This window comes from Paraflavitalea sp. CAU 1676, from assembly GCF_029223285.1.
Classification (GTDB): domain Bacteria; phylum Bacteroidota; class Bacteroidia; order Chitinophagales; family Chitinophagaceae; genus Paraflavitalea.
Genome location: NZ_JARHUJ010000005.1, coordinates 16,929 through 35,944 on the forward strand (window position 1 = coordinate 16,929; position 19,016 = coordinate 35,944).

18 protein-coding genes are annotated in these 19,016 nt (G+C 50.0%); 14 read left to right on the plus strand and 4 right to left on the minus strand.

Going from position 1 to position 19,016, the window contains the following annotated elements:
* Nucleotides 1-5: 5 nt before the first annotated feature.
* The 11 genes from P2H89_RS16475 (at nucleotide 6) to P2H89_RS16525 (ending at nucleotide 11,335) form a co-directional block, all read left to right on the plus strand.
* Nucleotides 6-569, plus strand: coding sequence for a hypothetical protein (locus tag P2H89_RS16475; protein ID WP_275828747.1), 564 nt, complete (start codon nucleotides 6-8; stop codon nucleotides 567-569).
* Between the two features lie 293 nt (nucleotides 570-862).
* Nucleotides 863-1,747 (plus strand): prephenate dehydratase, encoded by an 885-nt coding sequence (locus P2H89_RS16480; RefSeq protein WP_275828749.1) that lies wholly within the window; start codon nucleotides 863-865, stop codon nucleotides 1,745-1,747.
* 28 nt (nucleotides 1,748-1,775) lie between these two features.
* Complete coding sequence (locus P2H89_RS16485) at nucleotides 1,776-2,957, plus strand: aminotransferase class I/II-fold pyridoxal phosphate-dependent enzyme (protein ID WP_275828751.1); 1,182 nt, start codon at nucleotides 1,776-1,778, stop codon at nucleotides 2,955-2,957.
* 55 nt (nucleotides 2,958-3,012) lie between these two features.
* Nucleotides 3,013-3,861: a prephenate dehydrogenase gene (locus P2H89_RS16490; RefSeq protein ID WP_275828753.1), complete on the plus strand. Its 849-nt coding sequence runs from the start codon at nucleotides 3,013-3,015 to the stop codon at nucleotides 3,859-3,861.
* Between the two features lie 293 nt (nucleotides 3,862-4,154).
* Nucleotides 4,155-5,843 carry a DEAD/DEAH box helicase gene (locus P2H89_RS16495; RefSeq protein WP_275828756.1) on the plus strand — a complete coding sequence of 563 codons (1,689 nt, stop codon included), beginning with the start codon at nucleotides 4,155-4,157 and terminating at the stop codon, nucleotides 5,841-5,843.
* 106 nt (nucleotides 5,844-5,949) lie between these two features.
* The gene (locus P2H89_RS16500; RefSeq protein ID WP_275828758.1) at nucleotides 5,950-7,041 is read left to right on the plus strand and encodes a chorismate mutase; all 1,092 of its coding nucleotides are present in this window, start codon (nucleotides 5,950-5,952) and stop codon (nucleotides 7,039-7,041) included.
* A gap of 161 nt (nucleotides 7,042-7,202) precedes the next feature.
* Entirely contained in the window at nucleotides 7,203-7,631 is a 429-nt protein-coding gene (locus P2H89_RS16505; RefSeq protein WP_275828760.1) for a transposase, read from the plus strand.
* A 3-nt stretch (nucleotides 7,632-7,634) separates the two neighbouring features.
* Nucleotides 7,635-8,654, plus strand: a complete 1,020-nt coding sequence (aroB, locus tag P2H89_RS16510) for a 3-dehydroquinate synthase (RefSeq protein ID WP_275828762.1) — start codon at nucleotides 7,635-7,637, stop codon at nucleotides 8,652-8,654.
* Nucleotides 8,655-8,657: 3 nt separating this feature from the next.
* Nucleotides 8,658-9,953 carry a 3-phosphoshikimate 1-carboxyvinyltransferase gene (gene aroA / locus P2H89_RS16515; RefSeq protein ID WP_275828764.1) on the plus strand — a complete coding sequence of 432 codons (1,296 nt, stop codon included), beginning with the start codon at nucleotides 8,658-8,660 and terminating at the stop codon, nucleotides 9,951-9,953.
* A gap of 58 nt (nucleotides 9,954-10,011) precedes the next feature.
* Nucleotides 10,012-11,010, plus strand: coding sequence for a chorismate synthase (locus P2H89_RS16520; protein ID WP_275828765.1), 999 nt, complete (start codon nucleotides 10,012-10,014; stop codon nucleotides 11,008-11,010).
* Between the two features lie 4 nt (nucleotides 11,011-11,014).
* Complete coding sequence (locus tag P2H89_RS16525; RefSeq protein ID WP_275828767.1) at nucleotides 11,015-11,335, plus strand: DUF952 domain-containing protein; 321 nt, start codon at nucleotides 11,015-11,017, stop codon at nucleotides 11,333-11,335.
* Nucleotides 11,336-11,349: 14 nt separating this feature from the next.
* On the opposite strand, the gene P2H89_RS16530 is transcribed toward P2H89_RS16525, so the two are convergent.
* Nucleotides 11,350-12,036 (minus strand): M15 family metallopeptidase, encoded by a 687-nt coding sequence (locus tag P2H89_RS16530; RefSeq protein WP_275828769.1) that lies wholly within the window; start codon nucleotides 12,034-12,036, stop codon nucleotides 11,350-11,352.
* A gap of 194 nt (nucleotides 12,037-12,230) precedes the next feature.
* Between P2H89_RS16530 and P2H89_RS16535 the strand changes: the two genes are divergently transcribed.
* From P2H89_RS16535 to P2H89_RS16545, 3 genes are all read left to right on the plus strand, one after another.
* Nucleotides 12,231-13,844: a L,D-transpeptidase family protein gene (locus P2H89_RS16535; RefSeq protein WP_275828771.1), complete on the plus strand. Its 1,614-nt coding sequence runs from the start codon at nucleotides 12,231-12,233 to the stop codon at nucleotides 13,842-13,844.
* Between the two features lie 18 nt (nucleotides 13,845-13,862).
* Nucleotides 13,863-14,306, plus strand: a complete 444-nt coding sequence (locus P2H89_RS16540) for a septal ring lytic transglycosylase RlpA family protein (RefSeq protein ID WP_275828774.1) — start codon at nucleotides 13,863-13,865, stop codon at nucleotides 14,304-14,306.
* Nucleotides 14,307-14,368: 62 nt separating this feature from the next.
* Complete coding sequence (locus tag P2H89_RS16545; protein WP_275828776.1) at nucleotides 14,369-14,989, plus strand: hypothetical protein; 621 nt, start codon at nucleotides 14,369-14,371, stop codon at nucleotides 14,987-14,989.
* Between the two features lie 68 nt (nucleotides 14,990-15,057).
* Here the strand turns inward: P2H89_RS16545 and P2H89_RS16550 are convergent, their stop codons facing one another.
* From P2H89_RS16550 to P2H89_RS16560, 3 genes are all read right to left on the minus strand, one after another.
* Nucleotides 15,058-15,774 (minus strand): pyridoxine 5'-phosphate synthase, encoded by a 717-nt coding sequence (locus tag P2H89_RS16550; protein ID WP_275828778.1) that lies wholly within the window; start codon nucleotides 15,772-15,774, stop codon nucleotides 15,058-15,060.
* Between the two features lie 115 nt (nucleotides 15,775-15,889).
* On the minus strand, nucleotides 15,890-16,306 hold the full coding sequence (locus P2H89_RS16555; protein ID WP_275828780.1) for a hypothetical protein: 417 nt from the start codon (nucleotides 16,304-16,306) through the stop codon (nucleotides 15,890-15,892).
* A gap of 210 nt (nucleotides 16,307-16,516) precedes the next feature.
* Entirely contained in the window at nucleotides 16,517-19,000 is a 2,484-nt protein-coding gene (locus tag P2H89_RS16560) for a TonB-dependent receptor (RefSeq protein WP_275828782.1), read from the minus strand.
* Nucleotides 19,001-19,016: the final 16 nt, after the last annotated feature.

Sequence of the window (19,016 nt, forward strand, 5' to 3'; positions counted from 1 at the left end):
GTATCATGCACGATATAGAACCATTTTATAATTGGCGTCATATATATACCAGTGAGCAGGATGAGCGGTCACCCTTTTATGGAAGGGTGTACTCGGAGTTTACCTTTTCCCAAACCATTTATAATTACTATATCCATCCGCAATGGGACGACTTCGGTTCACGTACCCTCTACCTGAAAGTATTGATGGCCGACTACGACGAGCATTATGTGATCATTGAACTGATCGGCGAATGGAATGATGCGATCGAGAACGATATCATGGAGTTGAAGCGGGAAGTAGCAGACCCCTTCTTTAGTATGGGGATCACGAAATTCATCTTCATCGGCGAAAATGTACTCAACTTCCACAGCGGCGACAAAGACTATTACCAGGAGTGGTTCGATGAAGTGACCGATGAGAATGGTTGGGTCGTAATCCTCAATATGCCCGAACAAACACAATACGATTTCCGCCGGGCCAAACTGAACCGCTATATCGAGCTGATGCAGCTGGAAAACTGGCGCACCTACAAGCCATTTCACCTGTTTAAAAAGATTGACGGCGAGATACAAAAACGGCTGGAATAGTGGCTGGTAAAGAGTTTGTCTAAGAAAAGGGCGCTTTGGCCATCGTAAATGCCGGTTAAAAAAAGAATTTTGTTTTTCCCGATTACTGATTATTTTTGATTCATGTTAACGACAAGAGCATACGGTTTCTTTTACTTTTATTTTTACTTCTACTTTACAAGTAGGCCGGGAATGCTTTTGTTGAACTCAAAATAAAAAAGATAAAATCAACATAAGGATCCCGGCCAAAAGGCCGGGATTTTTTTGTGCCAATACTACTGTCTATCAGTATAGTAGGCTTTAAAAACAACCGGATGGAACAACAGCGACAAATGGACCCTTTGAACTCCAGTTCTTCACCCAGTCTGCAGGGAAAGGGAGTACGCGTATCGATTCAAGGCTATGAAGGCAGCTTTCACCAGGTAGCAGCACAGCAGTTTTTTGGCAAAGAAGTAGAGGTAATTCCCTGCGCCACCTTTCGCGAAGTGGTGAAGATAGCAGCCAATAAAAAGGAAAGCGAAGCTGGGTTAATGGCCATCGAGAACTCGATAGCCGGAAGCATCCTGCCCAACTATTCGCTGTTGCAAAAGAGCAACCTTACCATTGTAGGAGAGGTTTACCTGCCCATCAAGCAACAACTGTTGGTGAATCCCGGCGTAAAGCTCGAAGATATCCGGGAAGTCCATTCTCATCATATGGCTATCCAGCAATGCCTGGAATACCTCGATAAATACAACTGGAAGCTGGTAGAAACGGAAGACACCGCGCTTAGCGCCAAACACCTGCACCAGCATCGCAGCAAGCATATTGCCGCCATCGCCAGCAAGCTGGCGGCCGACCTCTTCGAACTCGAAGTGGCGGCTCCCAATATCCATACCATGAAAAGCAACTACACCCGTTTCCTGGTGCTGCAGCCCGAAGGGGTAGCCAGGCCGGTAGCGGAGGCCAACAAAGCGTCGGTCAACTTCCATACCGATCACTCCCGCGGAAGCCTGGCCCGTGTGCTGTCGCGCATTGCAGACGGAGGCATTAACCTTAGCAAACTGCAAAGTTTCCCCATTCCGGGAACCGATTTCCAATACAGCTTTCACGCAGATATGGAGTTCGATGCACTCGATCAGTTCAATAAGGTGATAGAACAGATCAGGCCCATCACGGCCGAGCTCAAGATCTATGGCGTGTACAAAAATGGTAAATAAGTAAATCAGGATTCAAAGCCGCAGCACCATGAATATAGCTACATCAAAAAGGTTAGAAGGTATCGGTGAATACTATTTCTCTCAAAAACTGAGAGAGATAGATGAGCTGAACAAACAGGGCAAACAGGTCATCAACCTGGGTATAGGAAGTCCCGACCTGCCGCCGCATCCCGAGGTCATCAAAACCCTCCAGGACGAAAGCGCGAAGCACAACGTACATGCTTACCAGAACTACAAAGGTTCGCCGGTGTTGCGTACTGCTGTGGCCGATTGGTACGGCAAGTGGTATGGCGTGTCCCTGAACCCCGATACCGAGATACTTCCCCTGATCGGTAGCAAGGAAGGCATCATGCACATCTGCATGACCTACCTCAATGAAGGTGATAAAGTACTGGTGCCCAATCCCGGGTATCCAACCTATAGAAGTGCGGTGAAGCTCGCCGGCGGTACCTGTGTAGATTATGAACTGAAGGAAGAGAATAACTGGTACCCCGACTTCGAAGCGCTCGATCAACTCGTTGGCCAGGGAGGCTTTAAGCTGATGTGGGTGAACTACCCGCAAATGCCCACCGGCAAATTGCCCGAAAAGGCATTGTTCGAAAAGCTGGTAGCCTTTGGTAAGAAGCATCAGTTGCTGATCTGCCACGATAATCCCTATAGCTTTATCCTGAACGAATCGCCCAGTAGCCTGCTCAGTGTAGAAGGCGCCAAAGAGGTGGCCATCGAACTGAACTCGCTCAGCAAGTCGCAGAACATGGCAGGCTGGCGTGTAGGTATGCTGGTAGGCAGTAAAGAACGTATCGACGAAGTGTTGCGCTTTAAAAGCAATATGGACAGCGGCATGTTCCTGCCCGTACAACTGGCGGCGGCCAAAGCATTGAGCCTCGGCAAGGATTGGTACGATAGCGTGAATGCAGTATATGCAGCCCGCCGCAGGAAGGTGTTTGAATTGCTCGACCTGTTGGACTGTGTGTACGACAAAACACAGGCAGGCATGTTCGTATGGGCGAAGATCCCGGCAGGGTACAAGAATGGCTTTGCCCTCAGTGACGAGATACTGTACAACGCCAATGTGTTCATCACACCGGGCGGCATCTTTGGCAATGCAGGCGATCCTTATATACGGGTTAGTCTCTGCAGTCCCGAAGAGAAACTCACAGACAGCATTAAACGGGTAAAAGAACACCAGGCAGCCCAGGTTGCCAAATAGTTCACCTGGCAGCAGAAAGGAGTAAAACATTACAAAGGAAAAAGACAAGCTACAAATGTTTAATACGGTTACGATAGTGGGGGTGGGGCTCATCAGCGGTTCATTCAGTATCGCGCTGAAAGAAAAAGGCCTCGCTAAAAAAGTGATCGGCGTTAGCCGCACACCCGCCAGCCAGCAAAAAGCATTGGACCTGGGATTGATCGATGAAGCCCTTCCGCTCGAAGAGGCAATACGCCAAAGCGACCTGATCTATGTGGCCATCCCGGTCGATGCCACCCTGCCGGTGATGAAGCAGGTAATGGACCTCGTAACCGACAGGCAGATCGTTGCCGACGCCGGCTCTACCAAGCACGCCTTATGTGCGGCGTTGAACGATCATCCCATGCGCAGTCGCTTTGTGGCCACGCACCCCATGTGGGGAACCGAATACAGCGGCCCCGAAGCGGCCGTTAAGGATGCCTTCATCGGCCGGGCCTGTGTGATCTGTGAAAAGGAAAAAAGTGACCCCGAAGCGGTGAGGAAAATAGAAGACGTATACAAGCTGCTGGGCATGCACCTGACCTATATGGGCGCCGATGAGCATGACATGCACGCAGCGTATATTAGTCATATTTCGCATATAACCTCTTTTGCCCTGGCCAACACGGTTTTGGAGAAAGAAAGGGAAGAAGATACCATTTTTCAACTGGCAGGTGGTGGTTTCGAAAGTACGGTGCGACTCGCTAAAAGTAACCCGGCCATGTGGGTACCCATTTTTATGCAGAACCGGGAAAACGTGCTGGATGTGCTGAATGAGCATATCAGCCAGCTGAGAAAGTTTAAAAGCTGCCTGGAAAAGGAGAATTACGAGTATTTACAGGAACTGATCGAAAACGCCAATAAAATAAGACGCATTTTAAAATGAACTGGAATTTCGACTCCATATTTTTCCTGGCCTTTGGCCTGATTTGCCTATATCTCGGATTATCAGGCTCTAAGTGGCTTTTTTGGGGCAGTAAGGAGTCGGAAGTCATGAAGGATAAGCTGGGAATTCATTACAAAAAGATCGTGAATTTGAGCTGTGGATTGATCGCTGTGGCAATAGGGGCGTGGTTTCTGCTCCGCCGGTAGCCCTTTTGAAGTGTATTTCAGGGGATTAAGAGGATTATTTAGGCCATAGGCGGCAAGAGCAGTACCTTTGCGCAAATTTTAATTGTTATGATGACTTTCGCAGAGTTGGGTTTGGATGCGAAGCTGGTACAGGCTACCGACGCATTAGGCTTTAAAAACCCAACCCCCATACAGGAAAAGGCGATTCCTGTTCTTTTAAGTGGCACTAAGGACCTGGTAGGCCTTGCGCAGACCGGTACCGGTAAAACAGCCGCATTCGGACTACCTCTGCTGCACCTGATCGATGAAGGACAGAAGTTTCCACAGGCTCTCGTGGTTTGCCCCACCCGGGAATTATGCCTGCAGATAGTGAATGAAGTGGATCTGTTTAAGAAGTTTCAGACAGGGATGAATGTGGTGGCTGTGTACGGTGGTACCTCCATTGGCCAGCAGATCCGCGACCTGAAACGAGGAGTGCAGATCGTAGTGGCAACCCCCGGCCGGTTGATTGATCTGATTGAGCGCAAAGCGATCAATTTAGAACAAATTAAATATGTGGTGCTGGACGAGGCGGATGAAATGCTGAACATGGGATTCAAGGATGATATCGAGTTCATCCTTCAGAACACACCCAACAGAGAAAGCACCTGGTTATTCAGTGCAACGATGCCGCCGGAGATCCGCCGCATCAGCAAAAAGTACCTGAAAGAACCAATGGAGATCACCGTAGGTAAAACCAATACGGCCAACAAGAATATCGACCACCAGTATTTTGTGACCAGTGCCCAGCACAGGTACCAGACCCTGAAAAGGTTGATCGACTTTAACCCGGGTATTTATGGCATCATTTTTACCCGTACCAAGGCCGATGCTCAGGAGATCGCCGAAAAGCTGACCCGTGAAGGTTACGATATCGATGCATTGCACGGCGACCTTACCCAGCAGCAACGCGACAAGGTAATGGGTGAATTCAGGGAGAAAACCCTGCAGCTCTTAATAGCAACGGATGTAGCAGCACGTGGTATTGATGTACAGGGTATTACCCACGTAATCAACTACGAATTGCCCGATGATGTGGAAGTGTACACGCACCGCAGTGGTCGTACAGGACGCGCTGGTAATACCGGTGTTTGTATGTCGATCATCCACATTCGTGAAATGGGTAAAATGCGTCATATCCAGGGTATCGTACAGGTGCCTTTCCATAAATTGGATATCCCTGCCGGAAAGGATGTATGCCGCAAGCAGTTCTTCCACTTCATGGAAAAACTGTTGCAAACCGATATCAGCCATGGTGACTACGAAAGCTATGTACCCATGCTGGAAGAGAAGTTCGCCGATGTGAGCAAAGAAGAAGTGCTGAAGCGCGTAGCTGCGATGGAGTTCGACAGGTTCCTGAAGTATTATGAAAATGCGGAAGACCTGAATATCTACGATCAGCGCAGAGAGCGTTTCGACAGAAGCACCGGTGATAGAAGAACAGCCGACCGTGGCGACCGCGGCGCGGCACGTGGCGATGCAAGAGCAAAACAATACGGTGCCGGCAATGGTGGAGACTATGCCCGCCTGTTTGTGAACCTCGGTACCAAAGACGGCTTCTATAAAGCCAGTTTCCTGCAGTTTATCCTCGACATGAGCGATTTGCGCAAAGAGGTGTTGGGAAGGATAGACATGAAGGAAATGAACAGCTGGATCGAGATCGATAAAAGAGCGGCCAAGCAAATGATCGCTGCCATTGATGGTAAGAACTACAAAGGCAGAAGGATCAGGATGAACGACGCGGATAGCCGCCGATAGTTGACAAGTTGAATGTTGCCAGGAGGGAGGAGACATACCACCTGTAATTCAAACAACTGTCAACACCAGCAATGGAACAACTTGTTAACATATCAATCACTATATTATGCAAGCGATCGACACCAACAATTTGAAGGAACTTGTTCAAAGCAAGTGGAATAAACGTCCCCTGATCATTTCAGGTCCCTGCTCCGCAGAAACAGAAGAACAGGTATTGGAAACAGCACAAAGGCTGGCCAATACCGGTAAGGTAGACCTGTTACGTGCAGGCATCTGGAAACCCCGTACACGTCCCGGTAGCTTTGAAGGCATCGGAACCAAGGGATTGCCCTGGATGCAGAAAGCCCGTCAACTCACCGGCCTACCCGTAACTGTAGAAGTTGCCACCGGAAAGCAGGTAGAAGATGCCCTTCACTTCGATGTAGACGTACTGTGGATTGGTGCACGTACAACCGTAAACCCATTCAGTGTACAGGAAGTGGCCGACGCGCTGCGTGGTGTAGATGTGCCTGTATTGATCAAGAACCCCATCAACCCTGATCTCGAACTCTGGATCGGTGCAGTAGAAAGGGTTGCCAAAGCAGGTATCAAGAACATTGGCCTCATCCATCGTGGCTTCAGTGCATACGGCAACACCGAATACCGCAATGCACCCATGTGGCACCTCGCTATCGAAATGAAGCGTCGTAACCCCGGCATGCTGATGATCAACGATCCTTCCCACATCTGTGGCCGTCGTGACATCCTGCAGGAAGTTGCGCAAAAAGCCATCGACCTCGATATGGACGGTCTGATCATCGAAAGCCATATCGATCCCGATAATGCCTGGAGCGATGCCAAGCAACAGATCACTCCCGAAAAGCTGGCCGAAATGCTGGATTCTATCACCTGGCGTAAAGAAGACAGCCCATCGGAAGAGTTTCACGTTGCATTGGAAAAACTGCGTCAGCAGATCAATCACCTCGATGATGAACTGATGCAGATCCTCGGCCAGCGTATGAAGATCGCCGAAAAGATCGGTGAGTACAAGAAGAACAACGATATCACGATCCTGCAAACCAACCGCTGGAACGAGATACTCGATCGCGCTTTCAAGAAAGGCGACAAACTGGGACTTTCCAAAGAATTCATCACCAAGTATTTCGACGCGGTGCACATGGAAAGTATCAACCACCAGAACAAGATCATGAATTCCTAAATATTCAGCCATAGGCCTGCCGCTTCCAGCGATCGCGTGCGAAAACGATAGCGGCAGGCCCATACTGGCTACCAGGTAGACACCTTGAAATACTTCCTGGATGATCTGTCAATCAGTGTATTCCCAAGCGATACCTGCCACCGCTCAGCAATAATATACGCATGATAAATACCCAGAATAAAGTTTATCTGTTTGTCCATATTATCTGGAGCGTACACAACCGTGAGCCCTTGCTCACCAAGCCCATCCGTACAATCTTGTTTTCCCATATCCAGAAACGGGGAAGTGAAAAAGGCATCAACGTCCTGGCGGTAAACGGGGTGGAAGATCACGTGCACGCGTTGATACAACTGCACCCGGCACAAAACCTGTTGCAGGTGGTGAAGAGCATTCGAACTGACGCGATGGAATGGGTGAACGAAACCAAGCTCATCAATGCCCCATTTGAATGGGAAGAACATTATGCCGCACTCTCTGTAAATCCCAGTACCATCAAACAGGTGGTCGATTACATAGGCCGGCAGGAAGAATATCATAAGACGAAGACGCTGGAGAGTGAATTGGAGGTGTTTGATAAAATACAGCTGTAGCGCATGCAAAAGAAAACGTATCAGTTCACTGCTAAGAAAGTAGATTATTACTTCGATGCAGACTTTACTTATCTCGCTAAACTCATAGATAAGGACCATACCATATTGGTGACCGACGAAAATATCTTTCGGGCACAACCCAAAAAGTTCAAAGGCTGGAAGACGATCGTATTGAAAGCCGGCGAAGAGCACAAAGTGCAGGCTACCGCCAACTCCGTGATCGAACAATTGATCGGAATGGGTGCCGACCGCAAGACGGTATTGGTAGGAGTAGGGGGCGGTGTAATAACCGACCTCACTGGTTATGTGGCCGCCGTATACATGCGGGGCTTGAAAGTAGGGTTTGTACCCACTACCGTACTGGCCATGGTCGATGCATCGATCGGTGGTAAGAACGGGGTAGACGTAGGCATCTATAAGAACCTGGTAGGCACCATCCGCCAGCCCGATTTCCTGCTCTACGACTATAGCTTCCTGAAATCATTACCCGAAAGCGAATGGATCAACGGCTTTGCCGAGATCATCAAGCACAGCTGTATAAAAGATGCAGCCCTGTTCCGGGAACTGGAAGCCAACAAACTGAAAAAATACCAGAAAGATAAAGCGGCCCTGGGCAAGCTCATCCGCCGCAATGCCGTGATCAAGTCGACCGTCGTGGAAAAGGATGAGTTCGAGACGGGCGAAAGGCGCCTGCTGAATTTCGGCCATACACTGGGGCACGCCATCGAGAATATGTATGCGCTGTCGCACGGACAAGCCATTTCCATAGGGATGGTCGTTGCCTGCAGCATCTCTGCACAGCTGGCGAAGTTCAAAGACAGTGAGCGCGTCATTAAAGTGCTGGCGCAATACGGATTGCCGGTGCATACCGACTACGACCGGAAGAAGGCATTCGATATATTGAAGATGGATAAAAAGCGGGAGCGAAAAGACATGAACTATGTATTGCTCGACAAGATCGGCAAGGGAATTGTGAAGTCGATCCCGATGGTGCAACTGGAACAAATAATCTTACAAAGCTAATTTATGATCGCAACGATACAACCCTCCGCCATAAAAGGCAGTATACAGGCGCCCACTTCCAAAAGCTCCATGCAAAGAGCTTGTGCGGCAGCCCTGCTGACCAATGGTGTTACTATCATTAAAAACCCCGGCAGCTCCAACGACGACAAAGCGGCGCTGGGTGTTATCCGTGGTTTGGGAGCTTATGCGGAACAACTGCCCGATGGTTCCATCAAGATCACCAGCAAAGGCGTAAATCCCGATGCAGGCGAAGTGAATTGCGGCGAAAGCGGCCTGGGTATCCGTATGTTTACCCCCCTCGTAGCCCTCAGCAATAAATCTATCACCATCAATGGCGAAGGCAGCCTGCTTACCCGCCCGATGGATTTCTTCGATACTGTACTGCCCCAATTGGGTGTGGAGATCATCTCCAACGATGGCAAACTGCCCCTGAAAGTAAAGGGACCGCTTAAGCCCGCGCCTATCGAGGTAGATGGATCCTTGAGCTCTCAGTTCCTGACCGGATTGCTGTTCGCTTATGCCGCTTCAGGTGCCAGCGATGTTGCCCTCAGCGTAAAAGACCTGAAGAGCAAACCTTATATCGACCTCACCCTGCAAGTGATGAAACACTTTGGCTGGGATGTGGAGAACAGGAACTACGAATCATTCTATTTCGGGGAAGCGGTCACCAAACAAACAACTGCAGAACCCATTCAATATACGGTAGAAGGCGACTGGAGCGGGGGAGCTTTCCTGCTCGTGGCAGGCGCTGTAGCCGGCGATATCACCGTAAAGGGGCTCGATGTATATTCTACCCAGGCCGATAAGGCGATACTGCAGGCCCTCATCAGCAGCGGCGCTAAGATATCCGTACAGGCAGAACAAATTGAGATCGGACCAGCGCCTTTAAAGGCCTTCCATTTCAATGCCACCGAATGCCCCGATCTGTTTCCGCCGCTGGTAGCCCTGGCATCTTATTGCGAAGGCAAAACAGTGATTGAAGGCGCCAACCGTCTTACCCATAAAGAGAGCAACCGTGCGCTCACGCTACAGGAAGAGTTTGGTAAAATGGGCATCAAGATCGATCTGCAGGATGATCTCATGATCATTCATGGAGGAACCGGCGTACATGGTGCTGCTACGCATTCGCACCACGATCACCGCATCGCGATGGCTTGCGCGGTTGCTGGATTGAAAGCAACGGGCACTACCACCATCGAAGAGGCACAGGCGATCAATAAATCGTATCCCGACTTTTACAGTCACATACAACAGTTAGGTGCAGCGGTAGAAGTGACAGGTGAAAAAGCGCACCACTAAAAGGATCAACAAACACTACACGGGGCCCTTGGCCCGGTAAACGTTACAAACAACAGGAATGAACAGTTTTGGCAGAATATTCAGGGTCTCCATCTTTGGTGAATCGCATGGCGAAAGCGTAGGTATTAACATCGATGGTTGTCCGGCCGGACTTCCCCTCACTGTGGAAGACTTTATGCCCGATATAGAGCGTCGTAAAGGTGGACAGCAAAAGGGTACAACACCCCGCAAGGAAGATGATATTCCCATCTTTAAGGCCGGCGTATTCAACAACAAGACAACCGGTGCACCCATCACCATCCTGTTCGAGAACAAGAACACCCGTTCGGGCGATTATGAAAAGCAACGTTCGGTACCCAGGCCCGGCCATGCCGATTTTGTAGCGCACCAGAAATTCGGCGGCCATGAAGATTTCCGGGGCGGTGGCCATTTCAGCGGCCGCCTTACGGTATGCCTGGTAGCCGCCGGCGTCATTGCCAAAAAACTGCTGGCTACCCAACAAAGCGATGTCAAGGCAGCTATCCTCGAAATAGGCGGCGAAAGCGACCTGGATAAAGGCCTGCAAAAAGCCATCGATGCCAAAGACACCATCGGAGGTATCGTGGAGTGTCGTGTAAATGGATTGCCACTGGGATTGGGTGAACCCTTCTTCGATTCAGTAGAATCTGTATTGAGCCACGCCGTATTTGCCATACCGGCCGTAAGGGGCGTCGAGTTTGGTACAGGATTCGCGGCAGCGCGTATGTTCGGTGCCGATCACAATGATGCCATTGAAGATAATACCGGTAAAACGCGTACCAACCATGCGGGTGGGGTAGTGGGCGGCATCACCAACAACAACGAGTTGGTATTCCGTATCGCGATAAAGCCAACCTCATCAACCCCGAAAGAACAGATCACCCTGAACTGGGAAACTGGTGAACAGGAAACCTTTTCCGTGAAAGGACGCCACGATCTTTGTATAGCGTTGCGCGTGCCTGTGGTATTGGAAGCAGTAACGGCGATGGTGATGGCCGACTTCTACATGCTGGAGCAACACATCAAAAGAACCATATAAGATCATGGCGACCATTTACCACATCACCACCCAGGCCGAATGGGATGCGGCCTCCGCGAAAGGCGCGTACGAGGCAGCTTCCCTCAAAGAAGAAGGATTTATCCATTGTTCGCAGGAATCGCAGATCCCCGGCGTGCTGCAGCGTTATTTCAATGGGAAGGAAAACCTCGTAAAGCTGGTCATCGACACCGAAAAGCTTACCAGCCGCTTCATCTACGAGTGGTCGCCATCAACCGCCGATACATTTCCGCATATATACGGCCCCCTCAATACGAATGCCGTAACCGCAGTAGAAAAGATCACTACGGCAGGTACTGCTCTTTGATAGTAGTGCGGTTATTATCTTTTACCAGCACTTAACACCGAAAAGGGGATATTCAGTACTTCATATTGCCGGTCATTGGGCCAGTAAAAATGCCACCATTCCGTCTCAATGGCTGTAAAGCCATGTTTCCGCATCACGTTGGTCAGGGTTTCACGATGTTGTAATACTTGTGCAGGAAGTGCCTTAAAGTCCTGGTGCGCCGTATCGGTGAAATTATCGAACCCGGTGCCCATATCCAGCTCTTTGCCCGTGCTCAGGTCAACGATCGTGAGGTCAACGGCCAGGCCGCGGTTATGACCCGAACCCTTGGCGGGGTTAGCAACGTACCGCTCGTCTTTTACGAGCTCCCAGAAGGCCACGGTGACCGAATAGGGCCGGTAAGCATCAAATATCTTCAAGCCATAACCCTGGGGTCCTAATTCGGCCTGTACGCGCGCCAGGGCGCGGGCAGCAGGAGCGCGTAAGAAAGTAACGCGGGGTGGGGGATTGTACATGCGGCGGTGCATGAAGTTGTTGGTGGTTGCATAGCGCAAATCATACACCAGATCAGGCATTAACGACTTCAGTTCAACCATTTTTTTTGACGAATCACCCTGTACTTGCGCCTGATAAGTGTCAAGGTCGCCAATAACCGGCACACCGTAGCGTTTAATGTCGATATCCTGAGCCTGTACCCCATGCTGGTGGAAAAAAAATAACATGAAGCATACGAAAATATTACGCTGAAGTGCTATTTTGTATATCATTGCAACTGATTGATGCTTAAATCCATCTCTGTTGAAAGATACGAAACTTTTGCCCTGATCAATTAAGTCAAACAATGAATAAGAGTACGCATGCAGGCACGATGGGTGGTGTTCTATTAATCTGCATTTTTTTTGTTCTGTCCTGCGGTATGCCTACTGTTAAGCCTCCCGAAAAGGATATCGTGGAAGTGCCTGAGAAATTTGAGGTGCGGGTAAGCGATAACCTGAAAAAAGCGCTTTCTTTCATTGTCGATAACAAAGGCCGTCTCAACGATACAGTACTCCTGGCCAATGATTCCCTGGTTTACGGTTTATACGAGAAGGAAAACTTTCAACCCCTCTGGTGTGCACAGGAAAACTGGTCACCCCTGGGCGATTCATTGTACGCGTTCATTGAGCAATCGAAAGAATATGGATTGTTCCCTTCCGATTACCATTTCAGGGCACTGGCTGGTATCCGTAACAAAATGAATGGTGATTCGATCGCTCGCAAAGACGCCGCCCTCTGGTCGCGCGCCGATCTGATGCTCACCGACGCTTTCTTCCTCGCCACCCGTCACTTAAAGCTCGGCCGCCTGGACAGAGATAGCCTCACCATGCGCAACGACTCGGCCGTCAACAACGAGTTCTTCACTGAAGTGTTTCACCTTGTGCGACACACCGGAAACGTCAAAACAACCCTGCACGACCTCGAACCTAAACATACCGGATACGATTCGCTCAAAATAGGATTGAAGTTTTTCCTCGACTCCATACAATCCTTCAAGCGCTATACCTACATCAACTATCCCAACAAGGATTCTGCCTCCCTGCGCCATGCCTTACAGCGCCGCTTGTTCGAAGACGATATCGTACCATCGGCCACCGAACCCATCGATACCGCCGTGTGGCGCCAGGCCCTGATGGGGTATCAGCAGGCAAAAGGACTTAAGCCTACCGGTAAGGTCAATGAAAATACAGTCAACAGCCTCAACAATACCGATTGGGAAAAATTCAAGCGCGTGGCCATCAACCTCGACCGGTATAAGCTGCTGCCCGATACATTGCCGCTCACCTATATCTGGGTAAACATACCTGCCTTCTACATGCGGGTAGTGAACATGGATACCATGGTCATGGAATCGAGAGTGATCGTAGGGCAGCCCAAAACAAGGACCCCGTTGCTCACCTCCAATGTATCCAACTTCATCATCTATCCGCAGTGGACGGTACCCTACAGCATCATCTTCAAGGAAATGCTGCCTAAGATCCAAAAGAATGTGGAATACCTCAATAAGGAAAACCTGATGGTGGTAGATAAGAACGATAGCATTATCGATCCTTATACCATCGATTGGAGCAAGCTCAGCAAGAATCATTTCCCCTACCTGCTGAAACAGCGCCAGGGCGACGATAACTCCCTGGGGGTATTGAAGTTCAATTTTGCCAACAAATACAGCGTATACCTGCACGATACCAATGCCCGCTGGTTATTCAGCCGGGGCAACCGGGCGCTGAGCCATGGTTGTGTACGGGTAAAGGAATTTCTTAAGCTGGCCGATTTTCTTGTGCGGGCAGACACACTCAAATACCACCCCGATACGTTAAGGACCTGGATAACGCGGCAGGAGAAACATACCGTTTGGGGTTTTCCGAAGGTTCCTATCTATATCCGCTATTTTACCTGTGAGGGAAAAAGCGGAAAACTCAAGATATACGAAGACGTCTATGCCGAAGATAAGGTGCTGAGAGAGCGGTATTTCGCCGATAAGTCCATCCTGTGATAATCCATTTGTTATTCTATGAAGAAACGTGTTCTGTATGCACTGATAATGCTTGCCGGAATGCCGGTGGTCGCTGCTGCCCAGGAGCATAAGGATAGTATTGTGCTGACTAAACAGAAGAATGTTGGCCGCATCCAATATGGGGTGGCAAGTTTTTACCACAACAAGTTCGAAGGCCGCAAAACCGCCAATGGCGAAATATTCAGCCAAAAGAATATGACTGCGGCCAGCAATACCCATCCGCTCAATTGCTGGGTAAGGGTTACCAATAGCCGCAATAAGAAAAGCGTGATCGTGCGCATTACGGATCGCATGCACCCCAAAAATCCAAGATTGATCGATCTTAGCCGTACGGCAGCCGGCAAGTTAGGCTATACCGGTAGAGGCCTTACACGTGTAAAAGTAGAGTACCTGGGCAGGCAAAAACCGGCGCCAGACGAGGCTGCAGCAGAGGATAAATAATTTTCTGCATATAGCTGCTACCTGTTACATTTGCTTCATTACCGAACCAAACTGCTTGGTTTATGAAGAAAATCTACGGCCTGTCAATGGGCTTGCTATTCCTGAACACAATTGCATTTTGTCAGGAAGGAGACTATATACAGAACCCCACATTCGGTGTACACTTTATCTTCGATGATTTTAAATCGGCCCAGGCCATCCGCTCCACATCACTAGGTGCCGCAATACGCAATAAACAATTTGGTAAGATCAAGGAAATGTCACCCGGACTGGCATTGAACTACATCCAGGGCCTTAGCCCCAGTTTCGACTTTACGTCTACCCTTACCGGTTCGTTCCTCGATTATGCTTTTGAGGATGGAACGAAATCGGGTAAAGACAACCTGCTCCTCGAAGCCGACGCTTCTATCCGCGGCAAGATGTTTTCCAATAAGTATGTTGTATCTCCTTATTTCCAGGTCGGCATCGGCGCTTCCAAGTACCAGGGGTATTATGGCGCAATTATTCCCGTCGGCCTTGGCCTGCAGGTGAACATCTTCGATGAAGCATTCCTGTTGCTCAATGCACAATACCGTCTCGGAATAACGCCCACTACCAGCAATCATTTTCTGTTCAGTATTGGTCTGGCAGGGGTGGTAGACAAACGTAAAACGGCCGCATCTGCGGCACCGTCGGTGCGATAAGTATTATACAAGGAGGAAATGATAACTGAATGGCCCGGCTTCGCCATCGCGAGCCGGGCCATTCGTATTTATCCAAGCTGCCGCTTGTAAAGCTGTATGGTATTCTCGTAGCCGAGGTAGAGGGCATCGGCAATCAAAGCATGGCCGATCGAAACTTCCAGTAAGCCGGGGGTTTGCCGGGCAAAGAATGCCAGGTTCTTCAGGTCAAGGTCATGGCCGGCATTGATGCCCAGGCCCAGTTCATTGGCCCTGATGGCCGCAGCCCGGTAAGGAGCGATGGCCTTTTCCTGATCGATCAGGAATTCACGCGCATATCCTTCTGTATACAGTTCGATGCGGTCGGTGCCTGTTGCAGCAGCGCCGTTCACCATCTCGATGACCGGGTCTACAAAGATGGATACCCGTATACCGGCCGATTTAAAGATCGCGATCGTTTCACGCAGGTAATCCGCATGGGCAATTGTGTCCCATCCGTGGTCGGAAGTAAGCTGCCCCTCGGCGTCTGGCACCAGTGTTACCTGGTCAGGCTTTACCTCGAGCACCAGGTCGATAAACTTCTGCTCGCGGCAATTGCCTTCAATATTGAATTCTGTGGTGATGATCTTTTTGATGTCGCGCGCATCCTGGTAGCGGATATGGCGTTCGTCGGGCCTCGGATGCACCGTTACACCATCTGCCCCAAAGAGCTGTGCGTCGATCGCTGCCTTCACAACATCAGGATTGTTGCCGCCCCGGCTGTTGCGCAGGGTGGCAAACTTGTTAATGTTTACGCTTAATTTGGTCATACCCAAAAGTAGAAAGAATTGAGAATACGTAGCGTAGTTACCAGCACCGTCCAAAAACAAAAGGGGCCATCCCTTAGAAAAAGGACGGCCGCTTTATTTCTTGAGCGCAAAGATCCTAGAGCGCTAAGTTTTCCTTGGTTACGTTCGTACTGTATAATAATTTTCCTTCGTTATCGATCATGTCTAAGTGATAAGTCCCTTCCATCAGCAGGTTCACCTCCTGTATACTGGTTACATTGGTGCCACGCACCAGGAACCAGCTGAACATCTTTACGATGTGTCCCTCCCGGTCATACATCCGCACAATCGTGTGTCTGCTTTGCTCACTCGTTACATCCAGGGTGATGGCGGTGAAAAATGGGTTGGGGCGAACCTGTACTTTCGTGATCACAATATTATTTTTTTCTACGTTGTTGGATGCTTCGGGTACAATGTCTGCGTTAGCCTGGATCAGCCTGCTCAATTGGCGCTGTATCGCTGATTGTTGTGCTGCTTTTTCTGAACTACCGCTGTTGTTAATATTGTGCTTCACTGGAAAAGGATTTGTGCCATACATTGCTAATCCGATGCCGGAATTGTGAATGCTTGAAAGGCAGTGAGTTATGAAATTGGCACAGACCGTATCTCTCCCACAGCGGGAATTAAAATTGTCCTTTTGGGAAAAATATAGACCCCGGGGTTACAATAAGAGACCCTGGGCAGGCCCCGGCGGGCAATTATACGGGGCTGATAACCAGTGTGGTTAAAACCGGGCAACCAGCTTCAGGTTCAGCAAACGGGGGGTGAGCCGGTTGGGCATGGCAAACGTACTGTTCGAGAAGTCCTTGATCAGCAGGTAAGAGATCGTATTCGCCCGATCGATCAGGTTGAATACTTCCAGCGTAGCCCAGATGTTTTCAAAGTTGCGGAAAGGATTATGGCTGCGCCGGTTACTTTTTTCACTGTCGAGCAACAGGGCGCTGAAGCCGATGTCGATCCGCATGTAAGGCTCAATCACCAGGGCATTGCGGTACTTCACGCTGTTGGGGATATTGTATGGCAGGTTGCTGCCATAGAGGAAGTTCAGGTATACTTTGAAGTTCTTATTGGTCGAAAGGTAGTCCTGCAGGAACATGCCAAAGGTCAGCAACCGGTCGGTAGGTCTGCGCAGCCAGCCGCCTTCGGTCAGGGTGCTGTCGATCGGCTGGTTCAGCGAATCGAGCTTGTAGTTGTAATACGTGTCTTTGTCGAGGTCTTCGCGCGAGCGCATAAAGCCGATACTGATCCAGCTTTCCGCATCTTTCACCAGCTCGCCAAACAAACGCATTTCCAACCCTGCTGCGTAGGCTTTGGCCCTGTTCTCGCCAAAATAACGCAGCCGCACATTGTCCACATCGTACGGCACCACATCCCACATATTCTTGTAATAAGCTTCCGTAGCCAGGCGCCAGGGGCGGCCCACCCATTTGAAGTTATAGTCCAGACCGGCCGACAGCTGCCAGCTCTTTTGTGCCTTGAGGTCTTTATTGATCGTGCCGTCATAGCGGCGTAGCTCACGGTAGAAAGGAGGTTGGTGATAAAGGCCCGCAGCCCCCCGGAACACCATATCGCGTTTCCAATGGCCAGGCTTCCACGAGAAACCGACGCGGGGCGAAACCAGGAATTCCTTGTTCAGGGTATTGTAGTTGTACCGTACGCCCGCCTGCAGGGTAAAACCAGTAGAGTCGTTGAAAACAATATTGTCCTGGAAATAACCCGTTAGCCGCGTAATGTCAAGGTCTGCCTTCGATTTGATCACCTTGCTCAACTCAAACAGGTTGGGATTGTATGGGAGGTTATAACCAGCAGAATCGCGGTATTCCCATTCATGCAGCTTGTCGTCGATCGATTGCTGCTCGATCGTTTGTCCCCATTGCAGGTAGTGCTTACCTAAATCGAGGGTACCCTTATGCGAAGCATTCCACACACCGATATTGAGTTGGTTACGGGCAAAGGTTTGGTACAGCCCCGCACCAAGCGGATTCACGATCAGGCCAAAATCAGGTTTACCCTTATCAAAAGAGCGTTCGCCAAACAGGTAAGCGCCCGTAATATCCAGTGATTCGCGTTCGTCGTTGCCGAAATGGCTCACCATCCACTTCAGCCGCAGGTTTCTCCGCAACTGTTGGTTCCACGAAAGACCCAGCATATTCGTACGGTAGCTGTCCTCTTCCCGGCCATCGAAGTAAATATCGAGGCCCAGGTTGGCGCTGAAGAAAGGAGAGAATACGGAAGTGGTGAGCTGGCTGAATTCAGGCACCAGCGTAAACTTGGTTTGCGACAGGTTACCCAACAGTTCTACCGAGTTGCGGCTATTGATCTGGTAGGTCAGCAAAGCCTGGATGTCGGCCGAAGAAGGCACGTAGTTGCCCTTGGTTTCCTGGCTGCTCAATAAGTTACGGTTGCTGCGGTTACGCACGCCTACCAGGAAGCTGAACCGGTTGTTGCGGCTGGTGCCTTCCAGGTGCAGCCCTTGTTCCAGCAAACCGATATACGCCGAACCGCCAAACTGCTTGGGTTTCTTATATTGAATGTCCAGTACCGACGACATCTTATCGCCATACCGGGCCTGGAAACCGCCATTGTAAAAGCTAACGTTGCGGGCCATCTCGGGGTTGATGAAACTGAGCCCTTCCTGCTGGCCGCTGCGCACGAGATAAGGACGAAACACCTCGAAGTCGTTGACATAAATGAGGTTTTCGTCGTAGTTGCCACCCCTTACGGAATATTGAGAGGTAAGCTCGTTGTTAGAGCCTACGAATACTTTGATAAGGCTTTCAATGCCACCGGTGGGAGAGGGGATATTGATGGCGTTTTTGGGATTCAGCACGATCAGGCCGGCCTCGCGGCGCTGGCGCTGGTCTGTAACGACCACCGAGTCCAGCTGGCGGGCGCCTTTTTCAAGACGCACCACGATGTATTCTTCCTCTTTTTCGTTGAGGAGAAAGTTACGCTGTTCGGTTTTATAACCTGCTGAAGAGAAAACGATAGCGAAGGCTTTATCAACCGGGGCCTGCAGTCGGAAAGTGCCCGAATCGGAGGTGGCCGCACCGGCACGCCGGCCAAGTATCATGACCGAAACCCTGGCAATGGGTTGCTCATTCTCATCTACTACCTTGCCACTCACATAGGCCGGCTTCTTTTGGGCAACGGCAGTAAGGGTAAAACACGCGAGGAAGCAGCCAATTAGTAAGGGTATAAATCTCAACCGGTCAGATTTTAAT